This is a genomic window from Crossiella sp. NPDC003009 (genome assembly GCF_053591555.1).
In genome coordinates, this window is sequence record NZ_JBSFUA010000034.1 from 1 (window position 1) to 18,393 (window position 18,393).

Here is an 18,393-nt window from a genome sequence, read left to right on the forward strand (position 1 = left end):
CAATGTGATCTCAAAGGAACCTCTAGACGAGGTTACAAGATACAAGCTCTACTGGCTTACATCGGCACACTGTTGAGTTCTCAAAGAACACACGCGCACCGCGCAATCTATCAGCTCTTCGCTGACAGCTTGCTCCGGGGCTTGTTTGCTCTGGAAGCTTTCGGGCGCCCACTCTACCACCTACTGGTGGGAGCTTGGTTCGCGGCCCTTCCGGCGGTCCGCTCCCGGTTATTTCCGGGGCCGTTCCGCGCTGGCAGAGAGAAAGTTACTCAGGGGCGAATGAGAAGTCAAATCGGCTGGTCAAGGGTGGTTTGGTGGATTTGGCGGGGTGGCTGACCAGGGGGTTCTGGGAGCAAAGTCAGGCAGGACGGCCGGCACTGGTTCTTTGTGCGCGGCGAACCGCGGTTGGGGACGGGGTACCGCGTTGTCGCGGTCGGCCCGGGCCCCGGCCGTTAGCATCCGGGGCAGGTTCGGCGAGGGGAAAGCTTCGATGAGCGAGAAGGCGGCGCGGCCGATCGCGTGCACCATCACCACCGTCGCCGGGATGCCCGCAGCGCGGGTGCTCGCCGCTTCCTATCTGGAGTGGAACCCGGGGCACGAGTTCGTCATCGCGGTACTGGACGGTGACCGGGGCGCACGCCAGGTCAACGGGGTGCGGGTGGTCGGCTGGGACGGGTTCGGGCTGACCGAGGAGAGCTACCTGCGGCTGGCGACCGCGTTCCCGGCCGCTGAGCTGCGCACCGCGCTGGTTCCTTTCCTGCTGCGCGCGCTGCTTACTAGGACCGACCTGGTGACCAGCCTGAGCAGGGACAGCAAGGTGTTCGCGCCCTTTGTCCAGCTCGCGGACCTGACCAGGGCGCACGGGGCGGTGCTGCTGCCCAGGCTGCTGGCGCCGCTGCCGGATGACGGGCTGGCCCCGAGCGAGGCCGAGGTGCTGGCCGGCGGGGTGTTCGACCCGGCGTTCCTGAGCGTGACCGGTCGGGCCGGGGCGATGCTGGACTTCCTGTGCGAACGGGTGGCACGCAACGCGCTGAGCGGGGACGACCGGTGGCCGAGGTGGACCGATGAGGTCACCGCGCTGTTCCCGCACGTGGTGCTGCGCGATCCCGGGGTCGGGGTCGGGCACTGGAACGCGGGTCAGCGGCCGGTGACCGCGGATGCCAGTGGCACGCTGCGGGCCGGTGGCGAGCTGCTGCGCACGTTCGTCTTCAGCGGGTACCGGCCGGAGACGCCGTGGCTGCCCGCCGAGCTGCCGGGGCGGCCGAGGGTGCTGTTCTCCGCGCAGCCGGCGCTGCGCGCGGTGTGCGATGACTATCGGGATGAGCTGCTGGCGGCGGGCTACCAGCTGGACACCCCCGAGGTGTGCAAGTTCGACGAGCTGCCGGACGGTACGCCGCTGACGCCGCTGGTCCGGGAGCTGTTCCGGGCCGAGTGTGGCAAGGCGGTGGCGAAGCAGCGGGCGGGCAAGGCCGCGGAGGTCCCGCCGCACGCGTTCGGTCCGGACAAGGGTGGCGCGTTCCGGGACTGGCTGGCCGGGCCGGGCAACCCGACGCAGGCGCACTCCGGGCTGAACCGCTGGGTGACCGCGATCTGGGACAGCCGGGTGGACCTGCGGGTGGTGTTCCCCCGGCCGACCGAGGGCGACAACGAGGCCTACCGGCAGTGGTGCCGGAGTGTGGCCACGACCGAACACGACCTGGCGGAGTGGGCGGTGCCCGAGCCCGCGCTGGCCCGGCCCGCGCCGGTGGCCGAGTTCGGGGTGAACCTGCTCGGGCACCTGACCGCCGAGCTCGGCGTCGGCGAGCTCGGGCGGGCGCTGCACAAGGCGGTGCACGCGGCAGGTGTGCCGACCGCGACCGTGGTCGAGGACTTCCTGGTCAACAACCGGACCGCGATCGAGCGGCCGACCTCGCTCGGCGCGCCGAAGTACCCGCTCAGCGTGCTGTGCATCAACGCCGACACCACCACGCTCGCGGTGGACCTGTACCCGCACCTGTTCCACCAGCGGTACCGGATCGGCGTGTGGTCCTGGGAGCTGGACGAGTTCCCGGCGAGCATGCACAAGGCGTACGAGCTGGTCGACGAGATCTGGACGATCAGCGAGTTCTGCCGGGCGGCGATCGCGGCGCACACCGACAAGCCGGTGAAGGTGTTCCCGATCCCGATCAGCGACCCCGGTCCGCCGAACCGCGCCCGCAGGCTGCCCGGCGCGGCGCCGCGGTTCCTGTTCGCCTTCGACTTCAACAGTGTCGGCGAGCGGAAGAACCCGTGGGGGCTGGTGGAGGCGTTCCGGCTGGCGTTCCCGGACGATCCGGACGTGCGGCTGGTGGTCAAGGCGATCAACGCCGACCTGCACCCCGGTGCGGCGGAGCGGCTGCGCGCGGTGATCGGCACGGATCCGCGGATCGAGCTGCTGGAGCGGTACCTGTCGGTGGCCGAGCTGGCCGCGCTCTACGACGAGAGCGACTGCTACGTCTCCCTGCACCGCTCGGAGGGCTTCGGCTTCACCGTGGCCGAGGCGATGATCCGCGAGCTGCCGGTGATCTCCACCGACTACTCCGGCACCGCCGAGTTCCTGGACGTGGTGACCGGCTTCCCGGTGCCGTTCAAGTTCACCCGGGTGGGCGAGGGCTGGGACCCGTATCCGCCGGATGCTCGCTGGGCCGACCCCGATCTGGCCGCCGCGGCGCGGGCCATGCGGCGGGTCGCGGATGATCCTGAGCACGCCGCTGCGGTGGGCCGGGCGGGTCGCGAGTACATTCTGCGTACCCGCACCGTGTCTGCCGCTGCGAACTGGGTGCGCGAGCAGCTCGAGCAGGCGTACCGGGCTGCCCAGCGACGAGGCGCCTGAACGCGCCGGCAGGCGCAATGGTCACGACTCGGCAGCGGCAGACACCACTGACGATGGCATCGGCACAATATGCCGCGTCTTCTTTACCCAGTGGAAGGGGGTGCCAGGGTGACCTGGCATGACGAGCTACGCAAGCTCGACGAGGGTCTGGCCGCCGGCCTGATCTCCGCCGAGGAGTACCGCGCTCGCCGCGATGAGCTGCTGTCGGCGGCGGCGGGGGCGGGTGGCTCACCCTCCTTCACACCCCCGGGTGGTCAGCAGCAGGGGATCGACAGCACCCAGGTGATGCAGCCGATCCGGGACAACACCCCCAATCCGGCCGGCGCCGAGGCCACCCAGGTGGTGCCCAATGGTGGCGCGGAGGCGACCCAGGTGGTGCGCGGCTGGCAGCCGCAGCCGCCCGCCGGTGACGCCGACCGCACCCAGGTGGTGCCGAACGCGGGCGGGCAGCCGGGTTTCCCGCCGCCGCCCCAGCCGCAGCACCAGCAGCAGCCGTTCCCCGCCTCGCCGCCGAGCGGGTTCCCGCCGCCCCCGTTCCCGCCGCAGCACCACCAGCAGCCGCCCCAGCAGCAGCCGCAGACCCCGTGGGGCGATGAGTCCAACGCCGCCCCGCCGTGGGGCAACGCCGGCGACCTGCCGCCGCTGCCGCCCGCCGGCAACGAGGCGTGGATCCGGCAGGGCCCCGAGGTCTTCGGCGCGTCCTCCGGCAAGTCCTCCAAGGTGCTGCCGATCATCGGCATCGTCGTGGTGGTCGCGCTGATCGGCGCCGCGGTGTGGTTCTTCGGCTTCCGGGACACCGGCGCGGGCCCGGCCGACACCGGCTCGAACACCGCGTCGGCCGCGCCGACCACGACCACCTCGCAGAAGCCGCTGGAGCTGCTCCCGCCCGGCCCCGGCACCCCCGACCCCAAGAGCGGGGTCAAGGACCTCGGCCAGCTGCGCTCCGACGAGCTGCTGCAGAACGGCGAGGTCGCGGTCATCGGCAGCGCCAACCCCGGTGAGATCTCCTACAAGGGCAGCACCGAGGGCAAGTTCCAGTACTCCTCGATCGTGATCGAGACCAAGGACGAGGCCGCGGCCAAGGACCTGCAGAAGAAGATGGTCGAGTTCGCCCGCACCGACGGCATGGTCGACGGCGTGGTCGGCGAGCTGCCCAAGAACGGGACCATCCTGCAGTTCATCGACGACGCGCGGGCGCTGTTCCGCATCGTGTGGGTCTCGGGCAACAAGGTCGTGCGCACCAACGTGAGCCAGAACCCGGTGCCGCCGCAGGGTCCGAACCGGGACTCTGAGCTGGTCCGGGAGTTCCACCGGCTGACGGTGGGTGTGGCCGCCAAGTTCCCCGGCCAGTGAGTGACCAGGTGACGCGGGAGCGCGGTGGGTTCACCCCGATCTCGCAGGTGGAGATGGCGGCGCCGGAATGGTTGCGCCGCATCTCCTGGCCCTCGGTGCTGATCGGTGTCTTCGGGCTGCTGCCGGTGCTCGGCACGGTGCTGGAGATCGCGGGCGCGCCGAGGCTGCACTTCCTGGACTACTGGCACCTGCTCGCCCGGATCACCAACGACGACGGGACGCTGATCCCGAGGGCGATCGTGCAGTACCACAACGAGCACCCGATGTTCGTGCCCGCGCTGCTGTTCTGGCTGGACGCCAAGTTCCTCGGCGGCAGCAACCACGCGCTGGGCGCGCTCACCGCGGTGTTCGCCGCCGGGATCGTGCTGGTGCTCAACCTGATGCTGCCCCGGTCGCTGGACGTGGTGAAGCGGACCGCGCTGACCGCGGCCTTCGCCTTCCTGGTGTTCTCCACCAACGCCACCGAGATGTTCGGCCAGGGCATGAGTGGGATCAGCTGGATGCCGCAGTTCTTCTTCGCGGTGCTGGCGCTGCTGCTGGCCCAGCGCGGGCGTCCGGTGTGGTCGATGGCAGCCGCACTGGCCGCCTGCGTCAGCCACGGCACCGCGTTCGCGGTGTTCCCGGCGCTGGCGCTGGTGTTCTTCCTGCGCGGTGACCGGGCCCGCCGGGTGCTGTGGCCGCTGGTGATCGGGCTGGTCGTGGTGGTGGGCTGGCTGCTCACGGTGAACCAGGCGCCCAAGACCGGTGGCGACCTGCGCGCCGATGACTACCTGGCGATGACCGCGGGCACCATCGGGCAGCTGTGGTCGGCCAAGGCGCCGGACATCGCGGTGGTGCTCGGCGGGCTCACCGCGGCCGGGCTCGTGGCCGCGGTGGTGTTGTTGCTGCGCAAGCGGAGCGGTGGCGGGATCGACGCGCCGCTGGCCGGTTGGGCAGGCGTGGGGCTCTACATCCTGGCCGCGGCGGCGATGATCGGCCTGTCCCGCGCGGCGCTGGGCATCGGGGTGTCGCTGGCCGGGCGGTACGCGGAGATCGCGGCGCTGGCCGCGGCCGCGCTGCTGGCCCTTGCCGTGCTGTGGTTCCCCTCGGTCTCGGTGGCCAGGGTGACCGCGGTGGTGCTCGCGGTGGCCGCGGTCGGCTATGTCGCGGGCAACGGGCAGGCCAACATCCAGCGGCAGATCTACCAGGAGCAGGCGATCACCGCGGTGGCGATGCGGGTGAACGCGCCTGCCGAGATGTCCCGGCTGCGGGTGCCGAAAGAGGTGCTGCCCGCGGCCAAGGCGCTCGGCGTCTACCCGTTCAGCGCCGACTTCACCCTGGGCTGTGGCCGGCCGGGGCTGGAGCTGGGCGAGGCGGTGGACCCGAAGCAGATTCAGGAGCTGGCCGCGCCGGAGCCGGGCCTGCCCAACGTCGGCAACGTGGACAGCGGGCCGGTGCGCGGGGACGCGCCGATCGTGGGCTGGGCGCTGGTGAACCAGCGCGCGGTGGACTGCGTGCTGGTGCTGGACTCGGCGAACCGGATCGTCGGTGGCGGCGGGGTCGCAGTGCGCAGGGCCGACATCGGGCTGGCGCTGCACGTGGACGAGCAGAACAGCGGGTTCACCGCGGTGGCCGCGCCGGGGGCGACCAGCCCCAGGATCGTGGTGGGCGCGCGGGGTTCGCTGTTCCACGTTGGTGCCGTGACCGCGAAGGGCTGAGTTGGTGAGCGGGGACAACGACGAGCTGTGGCGCGGGCTGCTGGCCCCGCTGCGGCCGGCCGCCGGGGCCCGGATGGTGCGGGTCGGTCCGGAGGGACTGGCCGGTGGCGGGCCGTTCGACCTCGCGTTGCTGGACGGCACGGTGGAGCACACCGCGGATCCGGCCGCGCTGCTCGCGCAGGTGACCGGGCAGCTGGCCGAGGACGGCGTGCTGGTGCTCGCGGTGCACAACCAGCTGGGGCTGGGGCAGCTGCTGGGCAAGGCCGATCCGGTGCGGCAGCGGCTGTGGCTGGGCGCGGCGGACTACCCGGGCGTGCGGGGGCCGCGGACCTGGACCCGGTCGGTGCTGGCCGAGCTGCTCGACGGGGCCGGTCTGACCGCGCAGCGCTGGCTGGCCTGCTACCCGGACCAGGCACGGCCCAGGGTGCTGGTGGACAGCTCGGTGTTCGAGCGGGACGACCAGGCCGAGCTGGTGGACAAGCTGGTGCGGGACCCGCTGCTGGGCGCGGCCGACGAGCAGCTGGCCGCGGCGCCGGGCAGGCGGCTGCACCAGCTGGCGCTGGCCGAGGGTTTCGCCGGTGCGGTGGCGCCCGCGTTCCTGGTGGTGGCCGGGCGGACGCCGGAGGCAGTGGCGAACCTGGTCCAGCCTGGGCTGGCCTGGCTGGTCAACAGCAGCAGGCACGCGCGCTGGCAGCGGACCCGGCGGCTGACCGAGGACCTGGTGCTGGAGACGGTCGAGGGCACCGAGGACGCCGAGGGCTGGCTGCGGCAGCGGGTGGCGGCGACCGAGCCGTGGCTGCCGGGGCGGTGCCTGGACGCGGAGCTGCTGGACGCGCTGGCCGAAGGCGATGTGAACCGGGCCGGGGTGGTGCTCGGGCTGTGGTGCCGGGTGTGCCTGACGCCCGCGCGGACGCTGACCGCGGAGGACCAGCGGCATCCGTTCCTGCCGGGGCGGGCCGGGGTGCCGGTGCTGCCGCCGGACTGCCTGGACGTGCACCCGGGCAACGTGGTGCTGGGGCCGGACCGGGAGGCGCGGCGGATCGACCTGGAGTGGGAGGCCGGGTCGGGGGTGGACGCCGAGCTGGCGCTGCTGCGCGGGTTGCGCGAGTTCGCCAGGGAGCTGCGGGACTCGGGCGCGCCACATCCGTGGCCTGCCGAGACGAACCTGCAGAAGCTGCTGTTCCGGCTGGCTGACCTGTGCGGGCTGGGTGGCCCGGCGCGGCAGCGGTGGACCGAGCTGACCTCGGCCGAGGTGGCCTTGCAGCAACTGGTCTCCGGCGCGTCGCGCGAGCAGGTGCTGGCCACGCTGGAAGCGGACGCGGTGCTGCCGGGCAGACCGAGGGTGTGGGAGCTGCCGCCGGGGCTGGGCGAGGTTGGCCGGGCGCTGGCGGCCAAGGAGCAGGCGGAGAAGACCGCGCGCTCGCTGTGGACCGACGTGGAGGCGCTGCGCCAGCAGATCGCGCACCGGCAGGCGGAGCTGACCCAGGCGCGGGCGCAGGCCGAGGAACTGCGGGACGAGCTGAGCAGGGAGCACCAGGCGGCCGAGGCCGCGCTGCGCACCGCGGACGCGGAGCGGGAGGCGCTGCGGCAGGAGCTGGCGCGTACCCAGGACGAGCTGGTGGAGCTGGACAACCGGGTGGGCAGCGCGTTCGCCGGGCTGGCCGAGGCGACCGAGGACTTCGAGCGGATCAGGGCCGAGGCGGACACGGCGCGGACGGAGGCGGCCGGGCACGCCTCGGCCGGTGAGCAGCTGCGGGACCGGCTGGCCAGGACCAGGGCGCGGCTGGACGCGCTGGAAGGGTCCTCGCTGGTCAGGGCAGGGCACCGGTACGTGTGGCCGGCGGCGCGGGCCGCGCGGGGGGTGCGCGACCTGCTGCTGGGCCGCGGCGGGGCGGAGCCGGACAGCGTGCTGCGGCGGGCCAGCCGGTACGCGCCCGCGCTGGCGCCGTTGCTGGCCCGGCGGTTGCGGGTGCGCGAGGGTGGCGCGCGCGAGGCCGGGCTGCGGTTCGTGGTGGACGTGCCTGCGGAGCCGGTGCACATCGGGCGCGGGCAGGTGGTGGACCTGGCCGGTTGGGCGGTGCACGCGGACCTGCCGGTGCGGGCGGTGTGGATCAAGGCGGATGGCCGGATGTGCCCGGCGAACCTGGGCTACCACCGGCCGGTGGTGCGGCGGGAGCTGGGCGCGGCCGGGTGGCACGTGCCCGAGGGCAGTGGGTTCCGGGCGCGGGTTCCGCTGCCCGCCGGGCCGACCAGGCACGACCTGCCGCTGGAGCTGATCGTCGACCTGGCCGACGGGACCCGGCTGCACCGGGCGCTGCCCGCGTTGCGGACCAGGGCCGAGGTGGGCATCCGGCCGGTGCGGGTGGACTGGCCCGGCACCGGTCCCCGGGTGGCGATCTGCCTGGCCACCTACCACCCGGAGCGGCGGTTCCTGGCCGAGCAGCTGGACTCGATCCGCGCGCAGACGCATGACAACTGGGTGTGCGTGATCTCCGATGACGGCACCGATCCGGCCGCGCGCAAGGTGCTGGGCGAGCTGACCGAGGGCGATCCGCGGTTCGTGGTGGTCGAGCACGAGCGCAACGTGGGCTTCTACCGCAACTTCGAGCGGGCGCTGCGGCTGGCGCCGCTGGACGCGGACGCGATCGCGCTCTCCGACCAGGACGACGTGTGGGACGCGGACAAGCTCGCGGTGCAGCTGGCGCGGCTGGCCGATCCGAAGGTGCAGCTCGTCTACTGCGACATGCGGCTGATCGACGACTACGGCAAGTTGATCGCGAAGACCTCGTGGGACAAGCGGCGCAACCAGTGGACCGAGCTGGACGCGCTGCTGATGCTCAACACGGTCACCGGCGCGGCCTCGCTGGTGCGCGCGGACCTGGTGCGGGAGCGGGTGTTGCCGTTCCCGCCGGGCACGCCGACGGCGTACCACGACCAGTGGATCGCGGCGACCGCGCTGTCCATCGGCGAACTGTCCTTTGTGGACCGTCCGTTGCAGTCCTACCGGCAGCACGGGGAGAACGTGACCGGGTGGATGCTGCCGTGGTGGACCTCGGGCCTGCCCGGTCCGGTGGGACTGGCCGAGCTCAGTCTGGGGAACGAGCGGCGGTTGACGCCGCAGCGGCGGGAAGAGCTGGAACACGTCGTGGAGCACGAGCTGCGGCGGATCGCGCAGTTCGCCTCGGTGCTGCTGGCCCGCAACGAGGACCGGCTGGCGCCCGCGGACCGGGCCGAGCTGGTGAAGCTGGCCGGGGTCGAGCGGCAGCTGTCGGTGCTGGTGGAACTGGCCGCGCGGAACGGGAAACGGCCGGAGACCGGCGGGACTGAGCGGTACTTCCTCACCGCGGCGCTGCGCTGGCACGCGTTGCGGCGGGCGCGGCGGCGAATGCCGGAGCGGACCGTGCCACCGCTGGACTGAACCCGTCCGCTCAGCTCGGCTGTGGGGTCCCGCCGGGGCCGATGCCGACCGGCGGGGCTGACCCGATCTTGCTAACCAGCGTCAACGCTGGTTGTCGTCCTGCGGTTGGCGCTGGTTGTGGGCGCGGGCCTCGTGCAGCTGGTCCTCGAGGCTGATGATGCGGCAGGCCGCGTCGACCGGAGTGCCCTGGTCGACCAGTTCCCTGGCACGGGCGGCCAGGCGGAGTTGATAACGGGAGAACCGGCGGTGCCCGCCCGAGGAGCGCTGCGGCTCGATCAGTCCGGCTTCGCCGAGGGAGCGCAGGAATCCCTGCGTGGTGCCGAGCATCTCGGCCGCGCGGCCCATGGTGTAGGCCGGGTAGTGCTCATCATCAAACTTGTCCGCCGCGTTTGGCGCAGCGACGTCGCGCTGGTCTGGGATCACTAAACCTCCGCATCACGAGGGGCCCCGGCGCAGTAGCACCGGGGCCCCAGGGTTTGGGTTTCACCATTATGTCCGCTTCCGCGATAACGGCGGATCAAGCGGGGATCGCTGATTCGTAACCGAAGACCACCTTCTTTCGATGGAACTGCGGTACCCGCCGGCGAGGTACTCAGCCAGGCAGGCGATCCGATGATGTGGCCCGTCCCTTCTTCTCTGGTTCACCGCTTTACTTCGACCTCAGCAGCCGCCGGGACCCCGTTCACTGATCGGCCCCGGCACGCCTGCCGTCTTGCTACCTACTACTTGCGTCTTGCCACTTCGTACTGCTTCTTACTACTGCTTCTTTCTTGCTGTCTCACCTCGTGGGTAGTTCGTTATCTCCCACGCCTGCTCGACACTGTCTCTCTCGGTATGAGTAGAACACTACCCCACGGCACGTACGAATGTCTACCTCGGCCGCGATAGATTTTCTGCCGAGGGCAGGCGTGAGCGGGTCGCGTGCAGGTTGTCGCAGGTGAGACGGTGCAGGAGCCGCTGAACTAGCTGGCTGGTCCGTCGCCGCCGGGGCTCGGCTCGCGGACCAGGAACAGGTGGCCGGTGCGGCGCAGCGAGCGCCAGTCGAGGTACCGGTTGCCGAGGCACCCGGCGGACAGGGCCGCGCCGACCAGGAGGACGGTGACGTCCGGCCAGTCCAGCAGCAGGTGGCTCGCCGCGATGACCAGGGTGGGCAGGATCGGGAAGTAGCAGATCCGCCGCGCCCAGGGGTTGCGGACCAGCCAACGCCAGAAGCCGGTGTTCGCGGCGGTGACGGTCATGGGCCGGCGGTCGCGAAAGTTGTCGCCGGCGGGGCGATGCCGCAGTGGATGAGGACCTCGGCCATCGCGGAGCGGAAGTGGCGCTCGGTGAAGTGGGTGGTGGCCAGGTCGAGCAGGGCGGACTGGATGTGGGTCCACTTGGCGTCGTCGTCGAGCAGGCGCTGGGTGAGCTCGGCGAGCTCGGCCGGGGACTCGGCGACCAGGTGCTCGCGGAGCTCGCCCAGGGGCAGGCCTTCGGCGGCCTGGGGGGTGGTGGTGAACGGTAGGCCGTGGGCCATCGAGTCCAGGAGCTTGGTCTGGGCGCCTGCGGCGGCTGGGGACGGGTTGACCAGGACGCGGGCGGTGCGCAGGTAGGGGGCGGGGTCGGGGACCCAGCCGATGACGTCGACACCGGGGGCACGCAGGGAGTCCGGGGCGTGGGCGCCGATGACGCGCAGGCGGGGGGCGTCCAGCAGCGGGAGGACCTGCTCGATGAGGTGCTGGGCGGCGATCTCGTTGCCGGTGGTGGTGGCGGCGAAGGCGCCGTAGAAGAGCAGGCCGTCGCGGCGGTCCAGGCCGGTGGCGGCCGGGGTGACCGGGACCGGGTACGGGGCCACGCGCAGGGCGGCCTGTGGGGCGTAGCGGGCGGACCAGTCGAGCTCGGCCTGGCTGCCGACGGTGCTGAGCTCGGCCCAGGACAGGGCCTTGCGCTCGGCTTCGCGCCAGGTGGCGGCCTCGGTGGCGCAGTGGCGGCGGGCTTCGGCGTCCGGTAGCACCGAGAAGCGGCGTTCGGCTTCGCGGTGCAGGAAGGTCTGGGTGTCGAACAGGCGGACCGCTTGGGGCTGGGTGCGGGAGACCTGTTCCGCGAGCGGGAAGCCGCGGGCGGAGAGGGCGACGATGACGTCGTAGAGGCCCGCGCGGTCGCGACCCCACGTCCTTGGATCGTCCACAATGGACACTTCGACGCCGGTGGCGCGCAGGGCGGCCGGGTCACCCCTGGTGGCCAGGACGGTGACGGCGGCCTCGGGGCTGGCCTGGCGCCAGTACTGGATGACCGTCCAGGCCCGTTGCGCGCCTTGGCCCTGGGTCGGGTCGGGGACCTGGTCAGTGGTGAGCAGCACGCGGTACGGGGCGAGCTGGTCGCGCAGCCACCACAGCCGGTGCCAGTGCTCGTGCACGTCGGCCACTGGCGGGCGCTTGGCCAGCGCTTCCGGCCAGCGGCGGACGAAGACCTCGTGGTTGATCGCGGACAGCTCGATCGCGCGCGGGGTGGTGCTGCTGCCGTGCCGGATGTGCCGGACCTGCGAGGCGGGCTCGACCCAGATCTGCCAGCCCAGCGAGCGCAGGTGGAACTGGAGGTCGGTGTCCTCGAAGTAGGCGATGTGGAACTCGGGCGAGAACCCGCCGGTCTGCCAGAACGCGCGGCGGCGCATCAGCAGGCAGGCGGCCGAGGAGTAGTCGGCCGAGCGCGGGTACAGCGGGGACAGGTCGGCGTCGCCGTCACCGAGGCCGCGGCTCCAGCCGTCGCCGCCGATGATGCTGCCCGCCTCCTGCAGGCGGCCGTCCGGGAACACCAGCACCGATCCGGCCGCGGCGGCCTCCGGGGTGGAGTCCAGGCGGGCCAGCAGTGGTTCCAGCCAGCCGGGGGTGACCTCGACGTCGGCGTTGAGGAAGCAGACCAGCTCGGTGCGGGCGTGCTGGACGCCCAGGTTGCAGCCCGCGCCGAAGCCCAGGTTCTCCGGCATCCGCAGCACGGTCGCGCCGGTGAGGTTGGCTTCCAGCCACTCGCCGGTGCCGTCGGGTGAGGCGCTGTCCACCACCACGACCTCGTACGGGCCCGGGGTGTGCTCGGCGAGGGTGTCCAGGCAGCGGGTCAGCATCTCCCTGCCGTTGTAGCTGACCAGCACGAAGGTGACCCTGGGGATGGCGGTCACGGCTTGCGGAGCTTTCCGTAGGCGTCCCTGGCCGGCTGGGCCCAGCGCATCAGCTTGGTGTTGCGCAGCGCGGCCAGTTCCTTGCTGTCGGCGGCCAGCCGGTCGATCTCGGCGGCCAGCGCGCGGTGCCGTTCGGCCAGCTCGCCGTGCAGCCTGCGTTCCTCGGCGAGCTCGGCGCGCAGCGCCTCGGCCTCGTCGGTCTGCTCGTCCTCGGGGGTCTGGCTGATCAGCTGTTCGACCAGGCGCTGGCGCTCGATGAACATCCGCTCGCGCAGGGCCGCGTTGGCCGCGCGCAGGGCCCGGTTCTCCGCGGCCAGGTCGCGGGCCGGTGGGCGGCCGGCGGCGGCGCGCTGGGCGGCCTCGGCGATCGCGTCGAAGTGCTCGACGACCGCCTGCCGCCGGGAGGCCGGGGGCTTGAGCGCGGCGTGCACCGCGTCCAGCAGCTTGCCGGCCCGGTCCGCAATCTGCTTGGTGGCGCCGAACTCCAGCACCGGCCAGCGCTGTTCGCCGGTCGGGTCCAGCAGCACCCAGCGGCGGTCCAGTCCGGCGGCGGCCGCGGCGGCGTGCTCGTCGGCGGCGATCACCAGGCCCGCGCCGGCCAGCACCGCGATCCGGTCCTCCAGCACCAGGTCGGCCGGCAGCAGGTGGCCTTCGCAGGCGGGCGCGTCCGGGCCGGTGGGCAGCAGCACGATGTGCTCGATGGCCAGGAAGTCCTGGATCTTGGCCAGCACCGGCGGCAGCGCGGCCAGCTCGCCCGCCAGGTCCGGGGTGAGCTGCACGACCAGGTAGCTGCCCTCGGCCGGCAGGATGCGCAGCTTGCGCAGGTCGCCCTGGCGGGTGGCCAGCGCGCCGGGGCTGACCAGGCTGTCGGCCAGCAGCGCCGGGTGCGGCACCACGGCCACGTCCCACTGCAGGCCCGCGTCGGCCAGCCGGTCCCTGGACCGGATGTCGCGGACCGAGGGATAGGGCTGACCGGCGAACGCGGAGACCAGCTGCGGACTGGGCTTCTCGGCCACCCGCACCGCGCTGACCAGCACCGGGTGCTCGCCGAGCGCGTTGGTGAAGAACTCGGCACCGGGAACTGGCGCACCGTAGAGCGCGGCCAGGTCGGCGCCGAGCTCGAAGGCCGGGGTGATCACGGTGAGGTCGGCTGCGGCCAGCGCGGTGACCCGGCGCGGCCGGTACTCGCCGAGCGGTTCGGCCACCAGCCCGCCGTCGGTGCGCAGCGGACGGGTCCAGCCGAACGGGGCGTGGAAGGAGATCCGCCAGTCGGGCAGCCGGGTGGACAGGTGGTGTTCGGTGAGCCGGGGCAGCAGCTGGTCGCCGAGCCCCGGGAGGTCGGAGCTGCTCCACACCGCAAGCGCACCGACGGTTGGCGACGTGGGCTCCTGCACGTTCCGCACTTTAACCGAGTCGTCTGCGGTGGCGGGGCGCGACGGCTGGATGAAGACTTCTTCATCTGCGGCTCATCTACGCCTGACCCGCACCGGAGAAGGTGGTGGCATGAGGTGGTCGGGGATCGGGGTGGCCGTCGCGGTGGCTGCCGCGGTGGCCGCTGCCGCGCTGGCGGTGTTCACCCTGGTGGGCGGCCCGCGCCCGCCGGAGATCCCGGCCGAGGTGTCGGTGAGCGTGCCCGCGTACGCGCCGACGCCGACCGGGCAGCCCACCACCGGAGCGCCCACCAGCAAGCCGAAGCCGACGCAGACCACTGAGGTGCCGCCGCCACCGCCGGATGACGACGATGACGACGACGATGACGACGGCTAGGCCCGGGGTGCCCGCCCGGGTGCGGATCATGGGCTGGCTGCTCGGCCTGATGCTGCTCGCGCTGACCGTGGTGGCGGTCGGCGGCTGGCGGCTGCTGGTCTCCGACGTGGACGACCGGATCAACCGGGGGCTGGAGCAGGAGGCCAAGGAGTTCGTCGACTTCGCGCAGGTCGGCCGGGACCCCAAGACCGGGCAGCCGGTGGCCGACGCGTACGGGCTGATCAAGGCGCACCTGCACAACAACGCGTACCCGGAGCCGAACGAGATCCACCTGGCGGTGCTGGTGGAGGCGAACGGGACCGTGCACGTGACCAGGCAGGGCGTGCAGCCGGTGGAGGTGAGCGGGGACAAGGAGCTGATCCGGCGGATCGTGTCCGCACCGGACAGTTACGGGACCGCGCCGACCGCGGCCGGGGACCTGCGCTGGGCCAAGGTGGCGCTGAAGGCCACCGGGCAGGGACAGCCGTCCTTCGTGACCGCGTTCTTCGTCACCGGCATGCGGGCCTCGGCCGACCAGGCGATCCGGTTGCTGCTGCTGGTGTCGCTGATCGGGTTCCTGCTGGCGGCCGGGGTGTCCTGGGTGGTGGCCGGGCGGATCCTGGCGCCGATCCGGACCGTGCGGCAGGCCGCGGCGGAGATCACCGAGCGGGACCTGACCCGGCGGATCCCGGTGCACGGCAAGGACGACATCGCGGCGCTGGCCGAGCAGTTCAACCTGATGCTGGACCGGCTGGAGCAGGCGTTCCGGACCCAGCGGCAGTTCCTGGACGACGCCAGCCACGAGCTGCGCACGCCGATCACCATCGTCTCCGGGCACCTCGAACTGATGGGCGACGATCCGGCCGAGCGGGCCGAGGTGGTGCGGCTGTGCACCGACGAGCTGGACCGGATGAACCGGATCGTGCAGGACCTGTTGCTGCTGGCCAAGGCCGAGCGGCCGGACTTCCTGCGCCCGGCCCCGGTGTCGCTGCCGGAGCTGACCAGCGACATCGACGCCAAGGTGCGCGCGCTGGCTCCCCGGCGCTGGGTGCTGGAGTCGATGGCCGAGGGCGAGGTGGTGCTGGACGCGCAGCGGGTCACCCAGGCGATGGTGCAGCTGGCGCAGAACGCGGTGCAGCACACCGGCGCGGGCGAGGAGATCCGGCTGGGTTCGGCGGTGCACGGGGAGAACGTGTCGTTCTGGGTCACCGACCGGGGGCCGGGGATCGCCGAGGAGGAGCGGCAGGCGATCTTCGACCGGTTCTCGCGTGGTTCCTCCGGGCGCGCGGACCGCAGTGGCGCCGGGCTGGGACTGGCGATCGTGAAGGCGATCGCGCAGGCGCACCACGGGGTGGTGCGGGTGGTGTCCGAACCGGGCGCCGGCGCGACTTTTGGCATCGAGCTGCCGCTGGTGGCCGTGGTTGAGGAGGCTTCGTGGGCCGGATCCTGATCGCCGAGGACGAACAGCGGATCGCCTCGTTCGTGGAGAAGGGCCTGCGGGCCAACGGGTTCAGCACCAGCACGGTGGGCGACGGCAACGCCGCGCTGGACTACGCGCTGACCGGGGACTTCGACCTGGTGGTGCTGGACCTCGGGCTGCCGGGCCGGGACGGGTTCGCGGTGCTGCACGCGCTGCGGCAGGCCAGGGTGACCACGCCGGTGATCATCCTGACCGCGCGGGACTCGGTGCACGACACGGTGGCCGGGCTGGAGGGCGGCGCGGACGACTACATGACCAAGCCGTTCCGGTTCGAGGAGCTGCTGGCCAGGGTGCGGCTGCGGCTGCGCACGCCGGAGCGGGCCCCGGAGGTGACCGTGCTGCGGCACGAGGAGCTGTCCCTGGACCTGCGCACCAGGCGGGCGCAGATCCAGGGCCGGACGGTGGACCTCACCGCGCGCGAGTTCTCCCTGCTGGAGCTGTTCCTGCGGCATCCGGGGCAGGTGCTGACCAGGGAGCAGATCCTCTCGCACGTGTGGGGTTACGACTTCGATCCCGGCTCGAACGTGGTGGACGTGTACGTGCGGGCGCTGCGGCGCAAGCTGGGCGCGGAGTGCATCCACACCGTGCGCGGGATGGGTTATCGGCTGGGGGCCTAGCTATTCCGGTTTGTTGCCGGTGGCGGAGCCGACGGTGAACGGGGTGCGGACGCCCTCGTAGCCCAGGTGCAGGGTCATGCCATTGGTGGCGTGCAGCAGGTCGTGGCAGTGGTCCATCCAGATGCCGGGGTTGTCCGCTTTGAACGCCACCTCCCAGGTCTGACCCGGCCGGACCAGCACGGTGTCCAGCCACAGCGGGCTGCCGGTGAACGGGGTGCCGTCGCGACTGAGCGCGAGCACGTGGTGGCCGTGCAGGTGCATCGGGTGGTCGTTGATGCCCTTGTTGCGGAAGGTCATCCGCACCAGGTCGCCCTGGCGGACCATCAGCATCGGCGCGTCCGGGAAGACCCGGCCGTCCACCGTCCACAGGAAGCCGAGCCCGCCGGCGTGGAAGCCGACGCCCTGGTCCAGGTCGACGGTGAAGTGCTTGGTGTAGGCGGAGTCCGGGCCGAACGGGGTGGGCTTGGGCTTGCCGTAGGCGGTCAGGTCCAGTTCCGGCGCGGACTTCGGTTGGTCCACTGTGGACACTCCGTCCGGGCTGAGCACCAGCGCGGTGCGGGTGGCCGGGCCGCCGAGGCGCACCGGGCGGGCCGGCATGGTGAACTCCAGGTCGGCCCGGCCGCCGCCGCCCAGGTTGATCGAGCGCTCGCTGACCTCGGCTGGTTCGTGCAGGTCCTGGCCGTCCACGGCGGCCAGCCGGAACGGGGCGCCGGTGAAGGTGAGGCGTTCGGTGCCAGAGTTCGCGTTCACCACGCGCAGCCGCACCCGGCGGCCCGGCTCGGTCCGGCGCAGGTCCACGCCGGCGTTGAGGTGGTGCACCATCAGGGTTTCGTCCACCTCGGCGACCGGGCCGGTGGCCGGGTCGATCACCAGCGAGCCGAACAGGCCGCGGGTCACCTGCTCGTTGGCCACCTGGTGCGAGTGGTACCAGTAGGTGCCCGGCTTGTCCGCGCGGAAGCGGTAGGTGAACTCGCCGCCGGGCTGGACCGCGTCCTGGGTGACCCCGGCGACGCCGTCCATCGCGTTGGGCACGTCCACGCCGTGCCAGTGGATGGTGGTCGGGGTCCGCGCCAGCCGGTTGACCAGCGTCAGCTCGACCGTCTCGCCCTGCCGCACCCGCAGCGGCGTGCCGGGCACGGTGCCGCCGAAGGTCCAGGCTTCCTCGGCTCGTCCTGGCAGGCGGGCCTCGTCGGCGACCAGGGTGAACCGGCGCACCGGTCCGGAGTACGGCCCGCCGACCAGGTCCGTGACGCTGACCGCCGGACCGCTGGCCGAGCCGTGGTGGCCGTGCGCGTTCATGGACAGCCGGTCGGGGAAGGCGGACATGGTGCTGCCCACCGCGCCGCAGCCCGCGGCCGCGACCACCAGCACCAGCGGCGCGGCCAGCCGGGCCCACGGTGACCAGCGGATCGTGCCCGCCTGCCCGGCCAGCCGCCGGTGCCGCTGGGTCACGTCGAGCACCACCACCAGCGCGACCAGGGCGAACACCAGTCCGCTGAGCCACAAGGTGATCGTCTCCTGCACCACCAGGTTGAGCGCGGCCAGCAGCCCGCCGGCCACCGCGGCCAGCCGGGCGGGCAGCACGACCCTGGGCGCGGCCGCGGCCAGCCGCAGCTCCGGCGTGGGTTCGACCGCGCGGATCGCCCGGTTGAGCAGCGGCAGGGTGTCCCGCGCGGCCAGCGCCAGCGGCACGCCCAGCAGCACCAGGGTGCGCAGCGGGCGGATGCCGAAGACCAGGCCGTGGCCCAGCAGCAACGCCGCGGGCAGCAGTTTCAGTGCCAGCACGGCGAGCACGTAGTAGTAGCGGCGGCGGGCGGCCCGCGCGGCGCGCTGCCAGTTCCGCGCTGCCGGCAGCCGTCGCACGGCGCGGGCCCACAGCAGCAGGGGCAGCAGCACCAGCAGCGAACCCATGAACTCGAGCAAGAATCCCAAGGCGTACACGATGCTCAATAGTGAGCATCTGACCTGCGGAAATCGTCAGCCTGGGCGCGACACTGAGCCGTACGTCCGCGCGCTTACGGGGATTCCCCGGCTCGGCCCCCTAGTGGTCGGTGTGCGCCGCTGCCACGATCAAGTCCCC

At 72.4% G+C, this 18,393-nt stretch carries 12 protein-coding genes; 7 read left to right on the top strand and 5 right to left on the bottom strand.

Annotated features, from left to right (window positions below):
- Positions 1–490: 490 nt before the first annotated feature.
- The 4 genes from ACWDY5_RS28705 (at position 491) to ACWDY5_RS28720 (ending at position 9,319) form a co-directional block, all read left to right on the top strand.
- Entirely contained in the window at positions 491–2,851 is a 2,361-nt protein-coding gene (locus tag ACWDY5_RS28705) for a glycosyltransferase family 4 protein (protein WP_449725277.1), read from the top strand.
- A gap of 108 nt (positions 2,852–2,959) precedes the next feature.
- Positions 2,960–4,204: a hypothetical protein gene (locus ACWDY5_RS28710; protein ID WP_449725278.1), complete on the top strand. Its 1,245-nt coding sequence runs from the start codon at positions 2,960–2,962 to the stop codon at positions 4,202–4,204.
- A gap of 8 nt (positions 4,205–4,212) precedes the next feature.
- Entirely contained in the window at positions 4,213–5,901 is a 1,689-nt protein-coding gene (locus ACWDY5_RS28715; protein WP_449725279.1) for a DUF2079 domain-containing protein, read from the top strand.
- Positions 5,902–5,905: 4 nt separating this feature from the next.
- Entirely contained in the window at positions 5,906–9,319 is a 3,414-nt protein-coding gene (locus ACWDY5_RS28720; RefSeq protein WP_449725280.1) for a glycosyltransferase, read from the top strand.
- Positions 9,320–9,400: 81 nt separating this feature from the next.
- Here ACWDY5_RS28720 and ACWDY5_RS28725 read toward each other — a convergent pair whose 3' ends face one another.
- The 4 genes from ACWDY5_RS28725 to ACWDY5_RS28740 all read right to left on the bottom strand — a co-directional run bounded on the left by ACWDY5_RS28725 (position 9,401) and on the right by ACWDY5_RS28740 (position 13,864).
- Positions 9,401–9,742, bottom strand: coding sequence for a helix-turn-helix domain-containing protein (locus ACWDY5_RS28725; protein WP_449725281.1), 342 nt, complete (start codon positions 9,740–9,742; stop codon positions 9,401–9,403).
- Positions 9,743–10,281: 539 nt separating this feature from the next.
- Positions 10,282–10,557 carry a hypothetical protein gene (locus ACWDY5_RS28730; protein WP_449725282.1) on the bottom strand — a complete coding sequence of 92 codons (276 nt, stop codon included), beginning with the start codon at positions 10,555–10,557 and terminating at the stop codon, positions 10,282–10,284.
- On the bottom strand, positions 10,554–12,470 hold the full coding sequence (locus ACWDY5_RS28735) for a glycosyltransferase (protein ID WP_449725283.1): 1,917 nt from the start codon (positions 12,468–12,470) through the stop codon (positions 10,554–10,556). Before ACWDY5_RS28735 ends, ACWDY5_RS28730 begins: the two co-directional genes overlap by 4 nt.
- The gene (locus tag ACWDY5_RS28740; protein WP_449725284.1) at positions 12,467–13,864 is read right to left on the bottom strand and encodes a hypothetical protein; all 1,398 of its coding nucleotides are present in this window, start codon (positions 13,862–13,864) and stop codon (positions 12,467–12,469) included. Before ACWDY5_RS28740 ends, ACWDY5_RS28735 begins: the two co-directional genes overlap by 4 nt.
- A gap of 109 nt (positions 13,865–13,973) precedes the next feature.
- Between ACWDY5_RS28740 and ACWDY5_RS28745 the strand changes: the two genes are divergently transcribed.
- The 3 genes from ACWDY5_RS28745 to ACWDY5_RS28755 are packed head-to-tail and all read left to right on the top strand — an operon-like array spanning position 13,974 to position 16,313.
- Positions 13,974–14,237 (top strand): hypothetical protein, encoded by a 264-nt coding sequence (locus ACWDY5_RS28745; protein ID WP_449725285.1) that lies wholly within the window; start codon positions 13,974–13,976, stop codon positions 14,235–14,237.
- A complete protein-coding gene (locus tag ACWDY5_RS28750) occupies positions 14,224–15,666 on the top strand; it encodes a sensor histidine kinase (RefSeq protein ID WP_449725286.1) in 1,443 nt (480 codons plus the stop codon). The genes ACWDY5_RS28745 and ACWDY5_RS28750 overlap by 14 nt, the downstream gene beginning before the upstream one ends.
- Positions 15,651–16,313, top strand: coding sequence for a response regulator transcription factor (locus ACWDY5_RS28755; protein WP_283662397.1), 663 nt, complete (start codon positions 15,651–15,653; stop codon positions 16,311–16,313). Before ACWDY5_RS28750 ends, ACWDY5_RS28755 begins: the two co-directional genes overlap by 16 nt.
- Here the strand turns inward: ACWDY5_RS28755 and ACWDY5_RS28760 are convergent, their stop codons facing one another.
- Positions 16,314–18,245, bottom strand: coding sequence for a multicopper oxidase family protein (locus ACWDY5_RS28760; protein ID WP_449725287.1), 1,932 nt, complete (start codon positions 18,243–18,245; stop codon positions 16,314–16,316). It abuts the gene before it with no gap.
- Positions 18,246–18,393: the final 148 nt, after the last annotated feature.

What these genes read in the sequence shown, in the direction of transcription:
- ACWDY5_RS28750 (WP_449725286.1), top strand. Translation starts at nt 14,224, where the DNA reads ATGACGACGGCTAGGCCCGGGGTGCCCGCCCGGGTGCGGATCATGGGC.
- ACWDY5_RS28745 (WP_449725285.1), top strand. Translation starts at nt 13,974, where the DNA reads ATGAGGTGGTCGGGGATCGGGGTGGCCGTCGCGGTGGCTGCCGCGGTG.
- ACWDY5_RS28730 (WP_449725282.1), bottom strand. Translation starts at nt 10,557, where the DNA reads ATGACCGTCACCGCCGCGAACACCGGCTTCTGGCGTTGGCTGGTCCGC.
- ACWDY5_RS28705 (WP_449725277.1), top strand. Translation starts at nt 491, where the DNA reads ATGAGCGAGAAGGCGGCGCGGCCGATCGCGTGCACCATCACCACCGTC.